13 protein-coding genes are annotated in these 15,137 nt (G+C 61.4%); 11 read left to right on the top strand and 2 right to left on the bottom strand.

Annotated elements, in window-relative coordinates:
* The first annotated feature begins 16 nt into the window (after positions 1–16).
* From ACLFKU_RS21865 to ACLFKU_RS21830, 8 genes are read left to right on the top strand one after another with little or no spacing between them, the layout of a single operon-like run.
* The gene (locus tag ACLFKU_RS21865; protein WP_410850449.1) at positions 17–991 is read left to right on the top strand and encodes a carbohydrate ABC transporter permease; all 975 of its coding nucleotides are present in this window, start codon (positions 17–19) and stop codon (positions 989–991) included.
* Positions 992–1,020: 29 nt separating this feature from the next.
* Entirely contained in the window at positions 1,021–1,914 is an 894-nt protein-coding gene (locus ACLFKU_RS21860) for a carbohydrate ABC transporter permease (protein WP_410850448.1), read from the top strand.
* 3 nt (positions 1,915–1,917) lie between these two features.
* Positions 1,918–3,024, top strand: coding sequence for an ABC transporter ATP-binding protein (locus ACLFKU_RS21855; protein ID WP_410850447.1), 1,107 nt, complete (start codon positions 1,918–1,920; stop codon positions 3,022–3,024).
* Positions 3,025–3,054: 30 nt separating this feature from the next.
* Positions 3,055–3,834 carry a 3-ketoacyl-ACP reductase gene (locus ACLFKU_RS21850; RefSeq protein ID WP_410850446.1) on the top strand — a complete coding sequence of 260 codons (780 nt, stop codon included), beginning with the start codon at positions 3,055–3,057 and terminating at the stop codon, positions 3,832–3,834.
* 10 nt (positions 3,835–3,844) lie between these two features.
* The gene (locus tag ACLFKU_RS21845; RefSeq protein WP_410850445.1) at positions 3,845–5,569 is read left to right on the top strand and encodes a GMC family oxidoreductase; all 1,725 of its coding nucleotides are present in this window, start codon (positions 3,845–3,847) and stop codon (positions 5,567–5,569) included.
* Positions 5,472–6,644 carry a dihydrodipicolinate synthase family protein gene (locus ACLFKU_RS21840; protein ID WP_410850444.1) on the top strand — a complete coding sequence of 391 codons (1,173 nt, stop codon included), beginning with the start codon at positions 5,472–5,474 and terminating at the stop codon, positions 6,642–6,644. The genes ACLFKU_RS21845 and ACLFKU_RS21840 overlap by 98 nt, the downstream gene beginning before the upstream one ends.
* Before the next feature lie 29 nt (positions 6,645–6,673).
* Complete coding sequence (locus tag ACLFKU_RS21835; RefSeq protein ID WP_410850443.1) at positions 6,674–7,234, top strand: heme-binding protein; 561 nt, start codon at positions 6,674–6,676, stop codon at positions 7,232–7,234.
* 45 nt (positions 7,235–7,279) lie between these two features.
* Positions 7,280–8,611, top strand: coding sequence for an MFS transporter (locus ACLFKU_RS21830; protein ID WP_410850442.1), 1,332 nt, complete (start codon positions 7,280–7,282; stop codon positions 8,609–8,611).
* Between the two features lie 31 nt (positions 8,612–8,642).
* Here ACLFKU_RS21830 and ACLFKU_RS21825 read toward each other — a convergent pair whose 3' ends face one another.
* A complete protein-coding gene (locus ACLFKU_RS21825; RefSeq protein ID WP_410850500.1) occupies positions 8,643–9,575 on the bottom strand; it encodes a helix-turn-helix domain-containing protein in 933 nt (310 codons plus the stop codon).
* Between the two features lie 94 nt (positions 9,576–9,669).
* Between ACLFKU_RS21825 and ACLFKU_RS21820 the strand changes: the two genes are divergently transcribed.
* The 3 genes from ACLFKU_RS21820 (at position 9,670) to ACLFKU_RS21810 (ending at position 13,561) form a co-directional block, all read left to right on the top strand.
* Positions 9,670–10,917 carry a DUF1479 domain-containing protein gene (locus ACLFKU_RS21820; RefSeq protein ID WP_410850441.1) on the top strand — a complete coding sequence of 416 codons (1,248 nt, stop codon included), beginning with the start codon at positions 9,670–9,672 and terminating at the stop codon, positions 10,915–10,917.
* Positions 10,918–10,989: 72 nt separating this feature from the next.
* Complete coding sequence (locus ACLFKU_RS21815) at positions 10,990–12,528, top strand: FAD-dependent oxidoreductase (RefSeq protein ID WP_410850440.1); 1,539 nt, start codon at positions 10,990–10,992, stop codon at positions 12,526–12,528.
* A gap of 13 nt (positions 12,529–12,541) precedes the next feature.
* Entirely contained in the window at positions 12,542–13,561 is a 1,020-nt protein-coding gene (locus ACLFKU_RS21810; protein WP_410850439.1) for a Gfo/Idh/MocA family protein, read from the top strand.
* A 577-nt stretch (positions 13,562–14,138) separates the two neighbouring features.
* Here ACLFKU_RS21810 and ACLFKU_RS21805 read toward each other — a convergent pair.
* A complete protein-coding gene (locus ACLFKU_RS21805; RefSeq protein ID WP_410850438.1) occupies positions 14,139–15,071 on the bottom strand; it encodes a LysR family transcriptional regulator in 933 nt (310 codons plus the stop codon).
* Positions 15,072–15,137: the final 66 nt, after the last annotated feature.

Here is a 15,137-nt window from a genome sequence, read left to right as displayed (position 1 = left end):
GACGGTAGGTGTTGCCATGCTATTGCCCGATCGCGCCCACGCGGCGACCAGTCTTGAAAATCTGAACAACGGCTCGGGCGACAGTCCGACGCGAAAACGATCGACGTTGCGAAACCGCTTCGAAGCGGTTTTACCCAAGCTCGTGCTGAGCCCGACGCTGATCATCACGTTGATCTTCGTCTACGGCTTTATCGCGTGGACCACGGTGCTCTCGTTCACCCGGTCACGCGCCTTCGCCAACTTCCACTGGGCCGGTCTGCTTCAGTACGGCCGTGTGTGGGAGCACCCGCGCTGGCATGTGGCGATCGGCAACCTCGGCATCTATGCGTCGCTTTATGTCGTGCTGTGCATGGCGATCGGTCTCGGGCTCGCCATCCTGCTCGATCAGCGGATTCGCGCAGAAGGAGGTCTGCGGGCGCTGTTCCTCTACCCGATGGCGCTTTCGTTCATCGTCACCGGTACCGCCTGGAAATGGATTCTCAATCCGGGGCTGGGCCTTACCAAGCTGTTCCATGACTGGGGCTGGTCGAGCTTCCAGTTCGACTGGATCATCAACGACGACATGGCGATCTATACCGTCGTCATCGCCGCCGTCTGGCAGGCGTCGGGCTTCGTGATGGCGATGTTTCTGGCCGGGCTGCGCGGCATCGATCAGGAACAGGTCAAGGCCGCTTCTATCGACGGCGCCCGCATGCCTTCGATCTATCGACGGATCATCATCCCGCAGTTGCGTCCCGTGTTCGTATCGGCGTTCGTGATTCTCGTGCACCTCGCCGTCAAGAGCTATGAGCTCGTGATCGCATTGACGGGCGCCGGCCCTGGCTACTCGACCGAACTGCCGTCCACGTTCATGTATTCGTTCACCTTCACCCGTAACGAACTCGGCATGGGCGCGGCGAGCGCGGTGATGATGCTGTGCACGGTGGCGGCAATCATGGTGCCGTACCTCTACTCCGAAATGAGACCACGCCGGAAGAGCGGCGGCCATTGAACTCGACCCATAGCCCTTAGGAGACAACGATGGCTACCAGAACATGGGATTCACCGCAGATGGTGGTGGGCAAACATAACTACCTCTCGCGAATCGTCATTTACTCGCTGCTGGCAATCGTAGCGGTGGTCTATCTCGTACCACTGCTCGTGATGCTGCTGACGTCGTTCAAGCCGCTGCCCGAAGTCTATTCGGGCAATATCCTCGCGCTGCCTCACCAGTGGACCCTCGATGCATGGCAGAAAGCCTGGGGATCGGCATGCGTGGGACTGGAGTGCGCCGGCGTCAAAGGCTTCTTCTGGAATTCTTTACGGATGGTCTTTTCAGCCGTCGCGATCTCCACGCTGCTCGGCGCATTGAACGGCTACGTGCTGACCAAATGGCGCTTCAAAGGCGACAACCTGCTGTTCGGACTGGTGCTGTTTGGATGCTTCATCCCGTTCCAGATCGTGCTGATTCCAATGGCGTCATTCCTCGGGAAGGTCGGTCTCGCGCAATCGATTACGGGGCTGGTGTTCGTGCACGTCGTCTACGGCCTGTGCTTCACGACGCTGTACTTCCGGAACTACTACATCGCATTTCCCGATGAACTCGTGAAAGCCGCGATGATCGATGGCGCGCGCTTCTTCCGTATCTTCTTTCGCATCCTGCTTCCCAACTCGGTGCCGATCATCACGGTCACGGTGATCTGGCAATTCACGAACATCTGGAATGACTTCCTGTTCGGCGCTTCATTCACGACGGGCAGCACCGCGCCCATCACCGTCGCGCTGAACAACATCGTCAATACGTCGACGGGCGTCAAGGAATACAACGTCAACATGGCCACGGCCATGATTGCCGCGCTGCCGACGCTACTCGTCTATGTGATCGGTGGTCGCTACTTCGTACGCGGTCTGATGGCCGGTTCGGTCAAGGGGTAAATCATGTCTTCTCTGCACGTATCGAATGTTCGCAAAGCCTACGGCTCCACTGAAATTCTCAAGGAGATCAACATCGATGTCGAAGATGGCGATTTTCTCGTTCTGGTTGGGCCATCGGGCTGCGGAAAATCGACGCTCCTTTCTCTGATCGCCGGACTCGACACGCTGTCGGGCGGCGAGATCCGCATCGGTAACGACAAGGTCAACGACCTGCATCCAAGCGAGCGCGATATCGCAATGGTGTTTCAGAGCTATGCGTTGTATCCGAACATGTCCGTCGGCCAGAACATCAGCTTCGGACTGGAGATGCGCAAAGTCTCGAAGCCAGACCGCGAGAAAGCGGTGAAAGATGCCGCCCGTCTACTGCAGATCGAGCATCTGCTCGACCGGCGTCCCGGTCAGCTATCCGGCGGTCAGCGCCAGCGTGTCGCGATGGGCCGCGCGCTGGTGCGTCATCCGAAGATCTTCCTGTTCGATGAACCATTGTCGAACCTCGATGCAAAGCTGCGCGTCGATATGCGCACCGAGATCAAGAAGCTTCATCAGCGCCTGGGTGCGACCATCGTCTACGTCACGCATGACCAGATCGAAGCGATGACACTCGCCACGCGTATTGCCGTGATGAAGGGCGGCGTGCTGCAGCAGCTCGGCACGCCCGCCGAGGTCTACAACACGCCCGCGAACACGTTCGTCGCGACCTTCATGGGTTCACCCTCGATGAACCTGATTCCGGCGCGCATCGAGCGTATGAATGGCGCGCTGCGTCTCAAAGTGGGCGAAGGCCAGAAGGCCATCGATCTTGCGTTGCCGCCGCAACCTGCCGCTGTCGAGCGCTACATCGGCAAGAAGGTGATCGCGGGGTTGCGCCCCGAGGCAATCGGCGTGGAAAACGAGCGTGCAACGTCGGCGCTGCGTACCGTGCCCGTCACGATCAACGTGCTCGAACCGACGGGCCCCGACACGCTGGCGGTGCTCGACCTCGGCGGCATGGAAGTCTCCGCGCGGCTCGGCGCCGACATGCCGCACGCGTCCGGAGAACGATGCGAACTGCGCATCGACCTGTCGAAGCTCGTGCTGTTTGACACCGACACGGAAGTCCGGATTCACTGAGCGCCCAGCGCAACGATAGATGGTGCAACCATGAGCAAGATAGCTGGAAAGTTTCCAACCGCTTTGGTAACGGGCGCGCGACGCGGCATTGGCCGTTCGATCTGCGTCGCGCTCGCGCGGCGCGGCTTCGACGTTGTGCTGACCGATGTCGTGAACGACGAGGACGCGGCGACGACCTGCGCACTCGTGCGCGACGAAGGTCAGGACGCGCTGTTCGTTCAGAGCGATCTCAGTGACATCGCTTCGCATGACAACGTCGTCGAGCAAGCCGTACGTTTCAACGGAAGCATTGAATGCCTCGTCAACAACGCCGGCATTGGTTCGCCGAGCCGCGGCGATCTGCTCGACGTATCGCCGCAAGCATTCGATGCCGTGCTCGGCGTCAATCTGCGCGGCACGTTCTTCATGACGCAGGCAGTCGCTCGCCACATGGTCTCGACGTCCTCCAGCTTTGCGCGGGCAATCGTCACGGTCTCTTCCGTTTCGGCCGAAATGGCATCGACCGAGCGCGCTGAATATTGCCTGTCGAAGTCGGCGCTGCCCATGATTACCAGACTTTTTGCCCTTCGACTCGCGAAAGCGAATATCGGCGTGTTCGAAGTGAGACCCGGCATTATCCGCACCCCGATGACGGCAGGCGTCGCGGAGAAATATGAGGCGCGATTCCGCGAGGGCCTGGTGCCCGCCGGACGCTGGGGTGAGAGCGACGAAGTGGGCCAGGTGGTCGCGACGCTCGCCGGCGGTCTGCTGCCGTTTGGAACAGGCAGCGTGGTCAACGTGGATGGTGGCCTGTCCATCCCAACATTCTGAGCCAGACGCCATGAAAGCGACGACATATGACTACGTTATCGTGGGCGGCGGCTCGGCTGGCTGTGTACTGGCCAATCGCCTGAGCGCCGATCCCTCGATCAAGGTTCTACTACTGGAAGCTGGCGGTTCCGATCGCAACCCGTTCTTCTCAATGCCCGCCGGCTTTGCAAAAATGACGCGCGGCATTGGTTCGTGGGGCTGGTTCACGGTGCCGCAAAAGCATCTGAACAATCGCGTGCTGCGCTTTACACAGGCGAAAGTGATTGGCGGCGGATCGTCGATCAATGCGCAGATCTACACGCGCGGCGTTCCCGCCGACTACGATGATTGGGAGCAGAAAGCGGGCGCGACGGGATGGTCTTATCGCGAGGTGCTGCCTTATTTCAAAAAGTCCGAGAATAACCAGCGCTTCGCGAACGAATATCACAGCTATGGCGGCCCGCTCGGCGTATCGAATCCGATCAGCCCGTTGCCGATCTGCGAGGCGTTCTTTCAGGCCGGTCAGGAACTTGGTATTCCCTTCAATCCGGACTTCAATGGTGCGACCCAGGAAGGTCTCGGCTACTACCAGCTAACGCAACTGGACGCGCGGCGGTCCTCGACGGCGGCAGGTTTCATCCGCCCCGTGCTCGGAAGGCCGAATCTGACGGTCCGCATGCAGACGAGAACGCTGCGCGTGATCGTCGAAGGGACCCGCGCGACAGGCGTCGAGTACGTGACTGGCGAAAGCCGCGATCCGCAGACGGTGCGTGCGTCGCGTGAAGTCATCGTGTCGTCGGGCGCGATCGGCTCACCGAAACTGTTGATGCAGTCGGGCATCGGTCCCGCCGATCATCTCCAGTCGGTCGGTATCAAGCCAATCCACGATCTTCGCGGCGTCGGCGCCAATCTGCAGGATCACCTTGACCTCTTCGTCATCGCGGAGTGCACGGGCGATCACACCTACGACAAGTACAACAAGCTGCACAACGCTGCGTGGGCCGGACTGCAATATCTGTTGCTGAAGAAGGGCCCGGTAGCGTCGAGTCTCTTTGAAACGGGCGGCTTCTGGTATGCGGATCGCGACGCGCGCGACCGCTCTCCCGACATCCAGTTTCATCTCGGCCTTGGGTCCGGAATCGAAGCGGGCATGGCGAAGCTGAACAATGCCGGCGTCACGCTGAACACCGCGTATCTTCGTCCGCGCTCGCGCGGCACGGTCCGCCTTGCCAGCGCGGACCCCGCCGCCGCGCCGCTGCTCGATCCGAACTACTGGTCCGATCCATACGATCGCGACATGGCGATCAAGGGTCTACGAGTGGCGCGCGACATCCTTCGCGCCCCCGCGATGAAGCGCTATGTGCAAGGCGAAGTTCTGCCAGGCGCGCGCGTGAACACCGATCAGGAACTGTTCGAATATGCATGCGCGAACGCGAAGACCGATCACCATCCTGTCGGTACCTGCCGCATCGGACGATCCGGAGACCCCGACAGCGTGGTCACGCCAGACCTGCGTCTGATTGGAATCGACGGCTTGCGGGTCGTCGATGCGTCTGTCATGCCGTATCTGCCCTCGTGCAACACAAATGCACCGACGATCATGGTCGCCGAAAAAGCCGCCGACATGATCATTCAACCCTCAACATCGAGAGGATCGTATGAAGATCAAACTGCCTACATCGGACGGAACAATCCTGGAGTACGCGATGCGGCAGCAGGAAGACCAACTTCCGCCGTCCACCGCGCCGACCTTTAACCGCATCGCTTATGCGGCGGCCCACGTTGTCGTCGACCCCGCTCACGCCTATGAGCCTTGGGGTGATGCGCCACGAGTCGACTGGGACGCCACGCTTGAATTTCGCAGCTACCTGTATGGCCTTGGGTTCAAGGTGGCCGAAGCGATGGATACCGCGCAACGCGGCATGGGCATCGGCTGGCCACCAGCCGCCGAATTAATCCGCCGCAGTATCGCTCACGCGCGCAGCATCCCCGGTGCGGATCTGGCTTGCGGCGCCGGTACCGATCATCTCGATAGCGCGCGTGGCCATACGCTTGCAGACATTGTCGCGGGCTACCAGGAGCAGTTCGACGTGATCGAATCGGCAGGCGGCCGGCCGATCATGATGGCGAGCCGCGCGCTATGCGCGGCGGCGCGTTCCGCCGACGACTACAAGCAGGTCTATGACGCGGTGATCTCCGCCTCACTCAACAAGGTCGTGCTGCATTGGCTCGGCGATGCGTTCGACGCTTCGCTCTGCGGCTACTGGGGCAGCCGCGACGTACAGACGGCGATGGCGACCGTGCTCGACATCATCCGTCTTCATCAGGACAAGATCGAAGGCATCAAGATTTCGCTGCTCAACGCAGAATACGAGCGCCAACTCAGGTCACAGTTACCCGAGAGCGTCGTGATGTTTACCGGCGATGACTACAACTACGGCGAACTCATTGCAGGTGACAGTACCGGCCATTCGCACGCGTTGCTCGGCATCTTCGATCCGATCGCGCCTGTCGCGTCGCGCGCGTTGGCGAAGCTCGCGGCTGGAGACACGAATGCCTATCGCCAGTTGATTGATCCGACGGTTGCGCTCTCGCGCGAGTTGTTTCGTGCGCCCACGCAGTACTACAAGGCGGGCGTCGTGTTTCTCGCATGGCTCAACGGCCATCAGGATCATTTTTCGATGGCGGGCGGCATGGAGTCCGCGCGGTCCGTGCAACATTTTGCGGAGGTGTTTCGCAAGGCAGACGCGGCAGGCGTGTTGATCCGGCCGGAGCTGGCAGCCGAGCGTATGGCGCGCTTCCTGAGCGTGCGCGCAGGTGTGTCGCAGTGATAGTGGTTGTTGAGGCGAGGAGACGGGAAATGGCACGACGCAATGGGACTACGCGAAACGAAACATTCGATGAGCAGGCGCGGCGCACGAAGCTGCCGGTCTTCAATGCGGAGGTCGCGCGCAGGCTGGGAGAGATAGTCGTCAACATCGCGGGACGCCGCAGCCTGCCGATCGCGGTGGGTGTCGCGCTGCCGGATCGACCGCTGTATTTCTGCGCACTCGAAGGTAGCAATGCGGAGAACGTCGACTGGATCCGGCGCAAGGAGAACACCGTCTTCCGCTTCGAGCGCAGTTCGCTCGAAGTGGGTGTGATGCTGGAAGGGGATGGACAGCGGGTAGCGTCGCTCGGTCTGCCGGAGCAGCGCTACTCGGCCTTTGGCGGCGGCGTGCCGTTGCGCGTGGCGAACCGGGGCGTGGTCGGAGCGATGTGCGTGTCGGGGCTCGATCACGTGGCCGATCACGAACTCGTAGTCGAGGCGCTGTGCTGGCATCTTGGGGTACCGCACTTCAACGCCGTCCTGCCGTATGTCGCGGCAGCGTCGCGACGGCGCACGAGCCCCTCATCCGAACGGCGCGCGGCCGGTGCCTGAATCAAACGCGACGACGAACGATATAACGACACAGGAGAACTATTCGTGGAAGCGAATGCAATGCGCAGTGTGGCACCGCACACGCGTGCAGCCGCGACGGCGGGCACCGGCGATCTGGTCCGCGTGATTGCAGCGAGCACGGCCGGCAGCGCGATGGAGTGGTACGACTTCAGCATCTACGGCACCGCGTCCGCGCTGATTTTCGCCGATCTGTTCTTTCCTGGGCTCAGCAAGGCTGCGGGTTTACTCGCGATTTTCGGCGCCTACGCGGCGGGATTCTTTGCGCGGCCTGTCGGCGGGCTGTTCTTCGGCTGGCTCGGCGACCGGCTCGGACGCAAGGTCGTGCTGGTCGCGACCGTGCTGCTGATGGGCGGCTCGACGTTCTTCATCGGCCTGCTGCCAACCTATGCGAGTGCGGGCGTGTGGTCGACGGTCGGTCTCGTGGCGTTGCGGCTGCTGCAGGGCTTTGGCGCAGGTGCGGAGCAGGCGGGCGCTTCGCTGATCGTCTCCGAGTTCGCGCCGGCCGAGCGACGCGGCTTCTATGCCGCGCTGCCGTTCGCGGGCTGCATCATCGGCATCCTGCTGGCTGGTGCGATGTTTACGTGGGTGCAGCATCTGCGGAAGGACGTTTTCTACGCGTACGGCTGGCGCATTCCGTTTCTCTTCAGCGCGCTGGTCGTGATCGCGGGCATCGTGATCCGGATGCGCGTGAAGGAAAGCCCGGTGTTCGAGGAAATTCAACGACAAGGGCATACCAGCAAGCAGCCCGTGCGCGATCTGCTGACCGATTCGCGCCGCACGCTGCTCGTGGCCTTCGGGTTGCGCGTGGGCGAGAACGGTTCGTCGTACCTGTATCAGGTGTTTGCGCTCAGCTATCTGACGAAGGTGCTGCTCGTCGACAAGTCGGTCGGCACACTGGGTATCACCGTTGCGGCAGGTCTGGCCGTCGTGACGATCCCGCTGATGGGCTGGTTGTCCGATCGTTTTGGCCGCCGGATCATGTATCGGCTGGCAGCGCTCTTTACCTGCGCATGGGCGTTTCCGGCCTTCTGGCTGTTCAACACGAAAGATCCCGTGTGGATCATCGTCGGCATGAGCGTGGCGATCGGCGTTGGCGTGTTCGGCATGTACGGCATTCAGGGTGCGTATTTCCCTGAATTGTTCAGTGCGCGCTATCGCTATACCGGTGTCGCGGTCAGCAAGGAGTTCGCGGCGGTGGCCTCGGGGGGCGTCGCGCCTTTCGTTGCGGCGGCGTTGATTGGCTGGTCGGGTGGCGCGTATTGGCCGATCGCAACGTATATCGTCGTGTTGGCGGGTGTGACTTTCCTGTCGACGTTCTTTGCGCCAGAGACGCGAGGTTGCGATCTCGCCGGATGAGCGGTCAATTGCCGTGGCGCCTGAACGACGCCTAGTGCTTTTCCAGCGAAGGCGACCTGGTTTCGAGGGACAACGAATCCTCCGGGGCCGGGTTCGTTCCCGCAAACGCTTCGCGATAAGCGGCTGGCGTCGTCTGCTTCACGGCGCGGAATTGCCGGTTGAAGTTGGCGACGTTCGGAAACCCCGATCGCGAAGCAATGAGGGAGACCGGCCACGACGTCGTGGCGAGCATCCTGCACGCGTGGCCGATGCGCACCCGATTCAGGTATTTGCCGACGCTCTCGCCCAGATGCTGAACGAAGTACCGGTTGAGCGTGCGCTCGGACAGCGTCGCCGCTTCGGCCAGTTCCTGCAGCGTCAGGCGCTCGGCAAACCGTGCGTCGATGACGCTCAACGCGCGATTCAGGCGTTCGGGTTCGTGGCCCGACGGCCGGCCCACCTGCCCCTGGTTGAAGGCGGCCGGGGAAGCGAGTGGCGTCGCGTCCCTGTCGGCCAGTTCGCACAACAGATCGAGCGCGGCGCTCAAGCGCTGCCTCGGCGATCTGGATAGCAGCGCTTCAAGTTGCTGACTCACTGCCAATCCGGCTTCCGATGAAAAGGCGAGGCCGGATGCGCCCCGGCGCAAAAGCGTGCGTAGCGGTTCGTATTCCGGGCAGCAGTCCGCCATTCGTCTGGCCCAGTCGCCGCTAAACCAGATCACGATCGCGACCTGCGGTGCCGCAGCATCGATCGACTTGTTCGAGGCCCATGTATGGGGCAGATCCGGCGGAACGAGCACCAGGTCGTTGCCTTCATAGTCGGCGACCGAATCACCGATGTATCGCTTGCCACGGCTATTCATCGTGAGCGTAAGTTCGTACTCCGGATGGTGATGCCATTCGAACGGGATGCGGGTGAGCTTACGGTGGTAAACCCGGATGGAACATCCGGCATCCATCGTGACGTGTTCGTATGCTGGTTTCATGGCCGGATACGCGAAGAGATTGTCCAAATTGTATCTCTTCTCGAGCACGACGGCGGCTAAGATTTGGACACTACAGCACACACGGAGACGCATCATGGAATCCCTGCACATTGAAGATCTGCCGGCGGCGATCCGGTCGGTGAAGAAGCAGCTGCGCCAGAGTCTTCCCAACTACAGGGAAGTGTTCGAGCAGGTCGACGCCGAAATCAGGCGCAAGGTCGAGGTGATTGCGCAGGAGCGCCAGCACGGCGACCCGGTGATCCCCGAAATCCAGTATGCGGACATTGCTGAAGGACGCGTGAGCGAACAGGCAATCGCGACGCTCAAGGACCGCGGCGCGTGCGTCGTGCGCGGTGTGTTCAGCCCGGAACGCGCCAGCGCATGGGACGACGAAATCGCGCGATACGTCGAGCGTAATCGCCTTGACGCCAAACTCGCCCATCGGGCCGAGGACAAGTTTTTCGGCACACTCGCATCGAGCAAGCCGCAAATTTACGGCATTTATTGGTCCGGACCTCAAGTGGAGGCGCGACAGTCTTCCGAACTCACTGAGACACGCATCTTTTTGAACAGGCTCTGGAAGTGGGAGAGTGAAGGTCGGATTCACTTTGATCCGGACAAGGTTCCGGTCTACGCGGACCGCCTGCGCCGGCGTCCTCCGGGTTCCGAATCGTTGGGACTCTCCGCGCATTGCGATGGCGGCTCGGTGGAGCGCTGGCTCGATGACAACTTCCGTCGTGTCTATCGTCACGTCTTCAGCGGGGACTGGCGCCAGTATGATGCCTTCGATGCGGCATGGCGGCCACAAGCCCGAGAGATCCGTTCCCCAACTGTGTGTTCGATGTTCCGCACGTTCCAGGGGTGGACCGCTCTCACTCCCCAGGGGCCTGGCGACGGCACCTTGCAACTGGTGCCGATCGCGAACGCAATGGTGTACGTGTTGTTGCGGGCGCTTCAGGACGACGTCGCAGACGACGATCTATGTGGCGCAACGCCGGGCCGCGCCCTGTCGATCGATGCAAAGTGGCATGCACCATTGCACGAAGCGCTTTCATCGATTCCATTGATGCAGGCCGGCGACACCGTGTTCTGGCACAGCGATGTAATTCATGCGGTCGAGGACGCCCATCGTGGAACCGGATACAGCAACGTGATGTACATCGCGGCGGCACCCGGCTGCGCGAAAAATGACGAATACCTGAAACGGCAACTGCCGACCTTCCTGAGAGGCGAAAGCCCGCCCGATTTTCCGGCCGACAACTTCGAGACCGATTTCGTCGGCCGGGCAACCGAAGCCAGCCTGACGGATCTGGGCAAAACACAGCTCGGATTCGATCTCTGATCCGGCAACCCGGTCCGTAGCATCCCACGCGCGGCGAGCCGCGCGAGGTCAATAGAAGATAGGGAGACTGCAATGCACGCCGACGTCATCATCATCGGTTCGGGTGTAGGAGGGAGCGCCGTTGCGTGGCAACTGGCGCAGACGGACGCGCGCGTGCTGGTCATCGAACGCGGCGAAAATCTGCCGCGGGAGTTGGAGAACTGGGATGCCGAGGCCGTATTTGGGCAGCTTCGTTACCGGACGCGCGAAACCTGGCTGGACCGCGTAGGCCGACGGTATCGCCCAGGTCAATACTATTTCGTCGGCGGGCACACGAAATTCTTCGGGACGGCAATGTTTCGATTCAGAGAGGCGGATTTCGGGGAGGTGCGGCACGAAGAGGGCATTTCCCCCGCGTGGCCGATCTCGTACGCCGATCTGGAACCCTACTACGACCTTGCCGAATCGCTCTTTGGAATCAGGGGAGACGTAAGCGGGGATCCGACCGAGCCACCCCATTGCAGCCCGTATCCGCATCCTCCGGTACCGGACGAACCGGCGATTGCGAGGCTTCGTCACGACTTCGAACGCCAGGGGCTGCATCCCTTCCATATGCCGACCTCGATCGATCTGGGCTCAGGAGGAGGCTGCATTCGTTGCGGGACCTGCGATGCCTTTCCTTGCCGCATCGATGCAAAGGGCGACGCGGAAAAATGCCTGTTGCGTCCGGCTCTGAGGCGCGGTTCAGTCACACTCATGACGGGCGCACGCGTCACCCGCCTGGTCACGGACGCGACGGGGAAAAGGATCGTATCGGGGGAAGTCGAATCGCGCGAAGGGCACAAGACTGTGACCGGCGACACCTTCATTCTCTCTGCCGGCGCGATCAACAGCGCCGCCTTGCTGCTCGCGTCGGCCAATTCACGCATGCCGCGGGGACTCGCGAACTCGTCGGGTGCTGTGGGGCGGTATTACATGAACCACAACTGCACGGCAATACTCGCGATCGACCCACGCCATGTGAACGACACCCGGTTTCCGAAAACGCTGTCCGTCAACGACTTCTATTTTGCTGGAGAACACGACGAGTGGCCGCTTGGCAATATCCAGATGCTCGGGAAGATTCGCGAAGCGATGCTGCGTGGCGCGATGCCATACATGCCGAAGCGGGCGCTTCGATATCTGAGTGAGCACAGTGTCGATCTGTATGCAATGTCCGAGGATCTGCCGGATCACGATAGCCGGATCGAACTGACGGAGCAGGGCGAGATCAGGCTCCTGTGGAAACGCACGAATCTGAAGCCACATGCGCGACTTGTCAGCAAGACAAAGGAAATACTGCGTCGCTCAGGATTTCCTTTGGTCGTGAGCCGCCGATTTGGTGAAGACACGCCGTCGCATCAATGCGGCACAGTGCGCTTTGGCGACGATCCGCCGTCGTCGCCGCTGGATCCGCTGTGCAAGGCATATGACCACGATAACCTTTACGTAGTCGATGCCGGTTTCTTTCCATCGTCCGCCGCCTTGAATCCGGCGTTGACGATCGCTGCCCAGGCGTTGCGCGTGGGGGAATCACTGTGCCGCAGTCTTGGGCCACCGGCCATTGCAAACCGGATTGTTGAACCGACCTGAAAGGAGACGGAAGATGGGAACTGCTGTTCAATGGGCGCTAGTGGGCGCCAGCACGATTGCAGAGGAATGGATGATCAACGCCATACGCGCTCAACCCGACGGAGCGATAAGGGCCATTGTCAGTGGCGACCTTGCGCGCGCCCGGCAGTTCGCGGACAAACATTCCATCCCGCAAGCGAGCGCAGCGCTGAACGAAGTGCTCGCAGACCCGAATATTGACGCGATTTATATCAGCAGCACCAACGAGAAACATTTGCCGCAGGTTCTCGCAGCGGCTGCTGCGGGCAAGCATGTTCTCTGTGAGAAGCCTCTCGCGCTCACTACCGACGACGCACGGCAGATGATCGAAGCGTGTGCCAGCCATCAGGTCATACTCGCAACCAATCACCATCTGCGCTGCGCGGCCACGCATCGACGCATGCGCGATCTGATCAGGGCAGGCGCGATTGGCTCGCTTCTGTTTGCGCGCGTCTTTCACGCGGTTTCGTTGCCGCCGCACTTGCGCGGCTGGCGTATCGACCGGCCAGAGGCAGGCGGTGGCGTCGTGCTCGACATATCGGTACACGATGTCGATACGTTGCGTTTCCTGCTCGACGCCGAGCCTGTCGAGGTGAGTGCCATGACCACGTCCGGCGGCTTGGGAAAAGCGGGGCTTGCAGACGGCGTGATGGGTATCATCCGCTTTGACAATGGGGTGCTTGCGCAGATACATGATGCGTTTACCGTTCCCTTCGCGCCGACGGGACTTGAGGTGCATGGTTCCGAAGGCTCACTCATCGGGCGTGATGTGATGACCCAGCGACCCATCGGGGAACTCACGCTGCGGACCGCACGAGGCGAAGAGCGGATCGAGGTCTCGCATGGTGACCTGTATGTGACGGGGGTCGCCCAGTTTCATCGCGCCGTTACTGCAAACGAGAGTCCGGCTGCGAGCGGCCGCGATGGATACCTGTCTCTCGCTACTGCGCGTGCCCTCGAAGCGTCCGCAGGAACCCGCAGTCATGTGCGCGTGGACTCTTCGGAACTGCGATAACTGATCTGATTTGATCATACGGACGGCGCAAGGCCGCCCGTAAAGTGCGAACCGGCCCGGGGCGGGCAAACCGGCCGAACCCGGCCGGCAGAGCCGGGCGGCGCGACGCACCCAGCACGGCGAAGCGATGTTCGCGACCTCTGAATGCCGGCGATGTGCCTGCAGTGATAACACCCGTTATCGCGGCAATCCGCTCGCCTGCGACTACTCTGTAATCCCCCTCGCCACGAGGCCGAGCGGGGCGCCACTTACCTCCAGCCGCCGGTCGAGCCGTCAAGGGCACATAACGGGCCGATGACAGTAGTTCGGCCAAAGCGGACGCTCGCCAGTCACACGCTGTGTGGCTGCTGCATGACCCTTTGCTGTCATTGACAATAAGGTGCAGGTGCTTGTCGGCATCGGCGAAATGCGAATGGGTCTTCACGACCCGTTACAGCCGGTCGACGCTCGCTGGTCGACGGGCAGATGGCAGGACCGAAGCGGCCGCGGGGGTGTCGACTTTCCGGAAAGCGCGGACAGCAGCTCTTGGCCGGACTCAAAAGGTCAAATCTGGTTCGAGAAACGCCAAACCTCAAATTCAGTTTCTGGCGGTTTTTCCCACGCTCCAATCATCCCAGGGCGGATCATTGCCGAACGCTTCGGCAAGGTAATCGACGAACCGCCGCACTTTGAACGGTATCCGGTGAGCGCTCGGATAGACCGTCTGCACTACCAGCTCGGTGGCGCGGTATGCCGGCAGCAGCGCGACGAGTTCCCCATTCCGCAGATGCTCCCCAAAGACGAATGTCGGGCCGTACGCAATACCGGCGCCGGCGAGCGCGGCCGACAGCAGCATCTGCATGTTGTTGGCCGACACCCGCACGGGTCCTTCGATAATATGTGCACGCCCCTTCGCATCGAACAACGTCCAGTCCCCGGCGGATACCGCTTCGCTGAACGCGAGTCTGGGCGCCTGAAGCAGATCGCGCGGCTTGCGCGGTGTTCCATGCCGATCGACGTACGCGCGCGATGCGCATATAACCATCCGGCAAGGGGCGACCCGGCGTGTTACCAGCGCCGGATTCTCCAGTCGCCCGATCCGGATAGCGACGTCGATGCCCGCATCGAGCAGATCGACATAACGATCCCCGAGCACGACCTCGACATTCGCCTGCGGATGGTCCTCGACGTAGCGCGCAACGACTTGTCCGAGATGCATCGCACCGAACGTGACGGGCGCGGCGACGCGCAGAACGCCCCGTGCCGTGCCGTGTGAATCGCTAGCCTCCCGATTGGCTTCGGCGTACGTCTCGAGAATTTGCTTGCAACGCTCGTAGTAAGCCTGGCCCGGGTCCGTCAGGCTCAGCCGCCGCGTCGTGCGTTGAAGCAGTCGCACATTCAGCCGTGCCTCGATCTCACTTACATGCTTGCCCGCCATCGCGGGCGAAAGCCCGAAACGCCGCGCGGCGGCCGCGAAGCTGCCTTCTTCCACGGCCGCAACGAACACGCCAAGACTGGTCAGTCGATCCATATCGTCACCTGATTCGATAGCTGCATTATCGACTGTCGCCAATATTCGAGCAATTATCAAACCACA

It is taken from the genome of Paraburkholderia sp. EG304 (assembly GCF_046543485.1).
GTDB lineage: Bacteria > Pseudomonadota > Gammaproteobacteria > Burkholderiales > Burkholderiaceae > Paraburkholderia > Paraburkholderia youngii.
The sequence above is the reverse complement of the archived record's forward strand: the minus strand, read 5'-3'. Positions and strand labels throughout refer to the sequence as shown.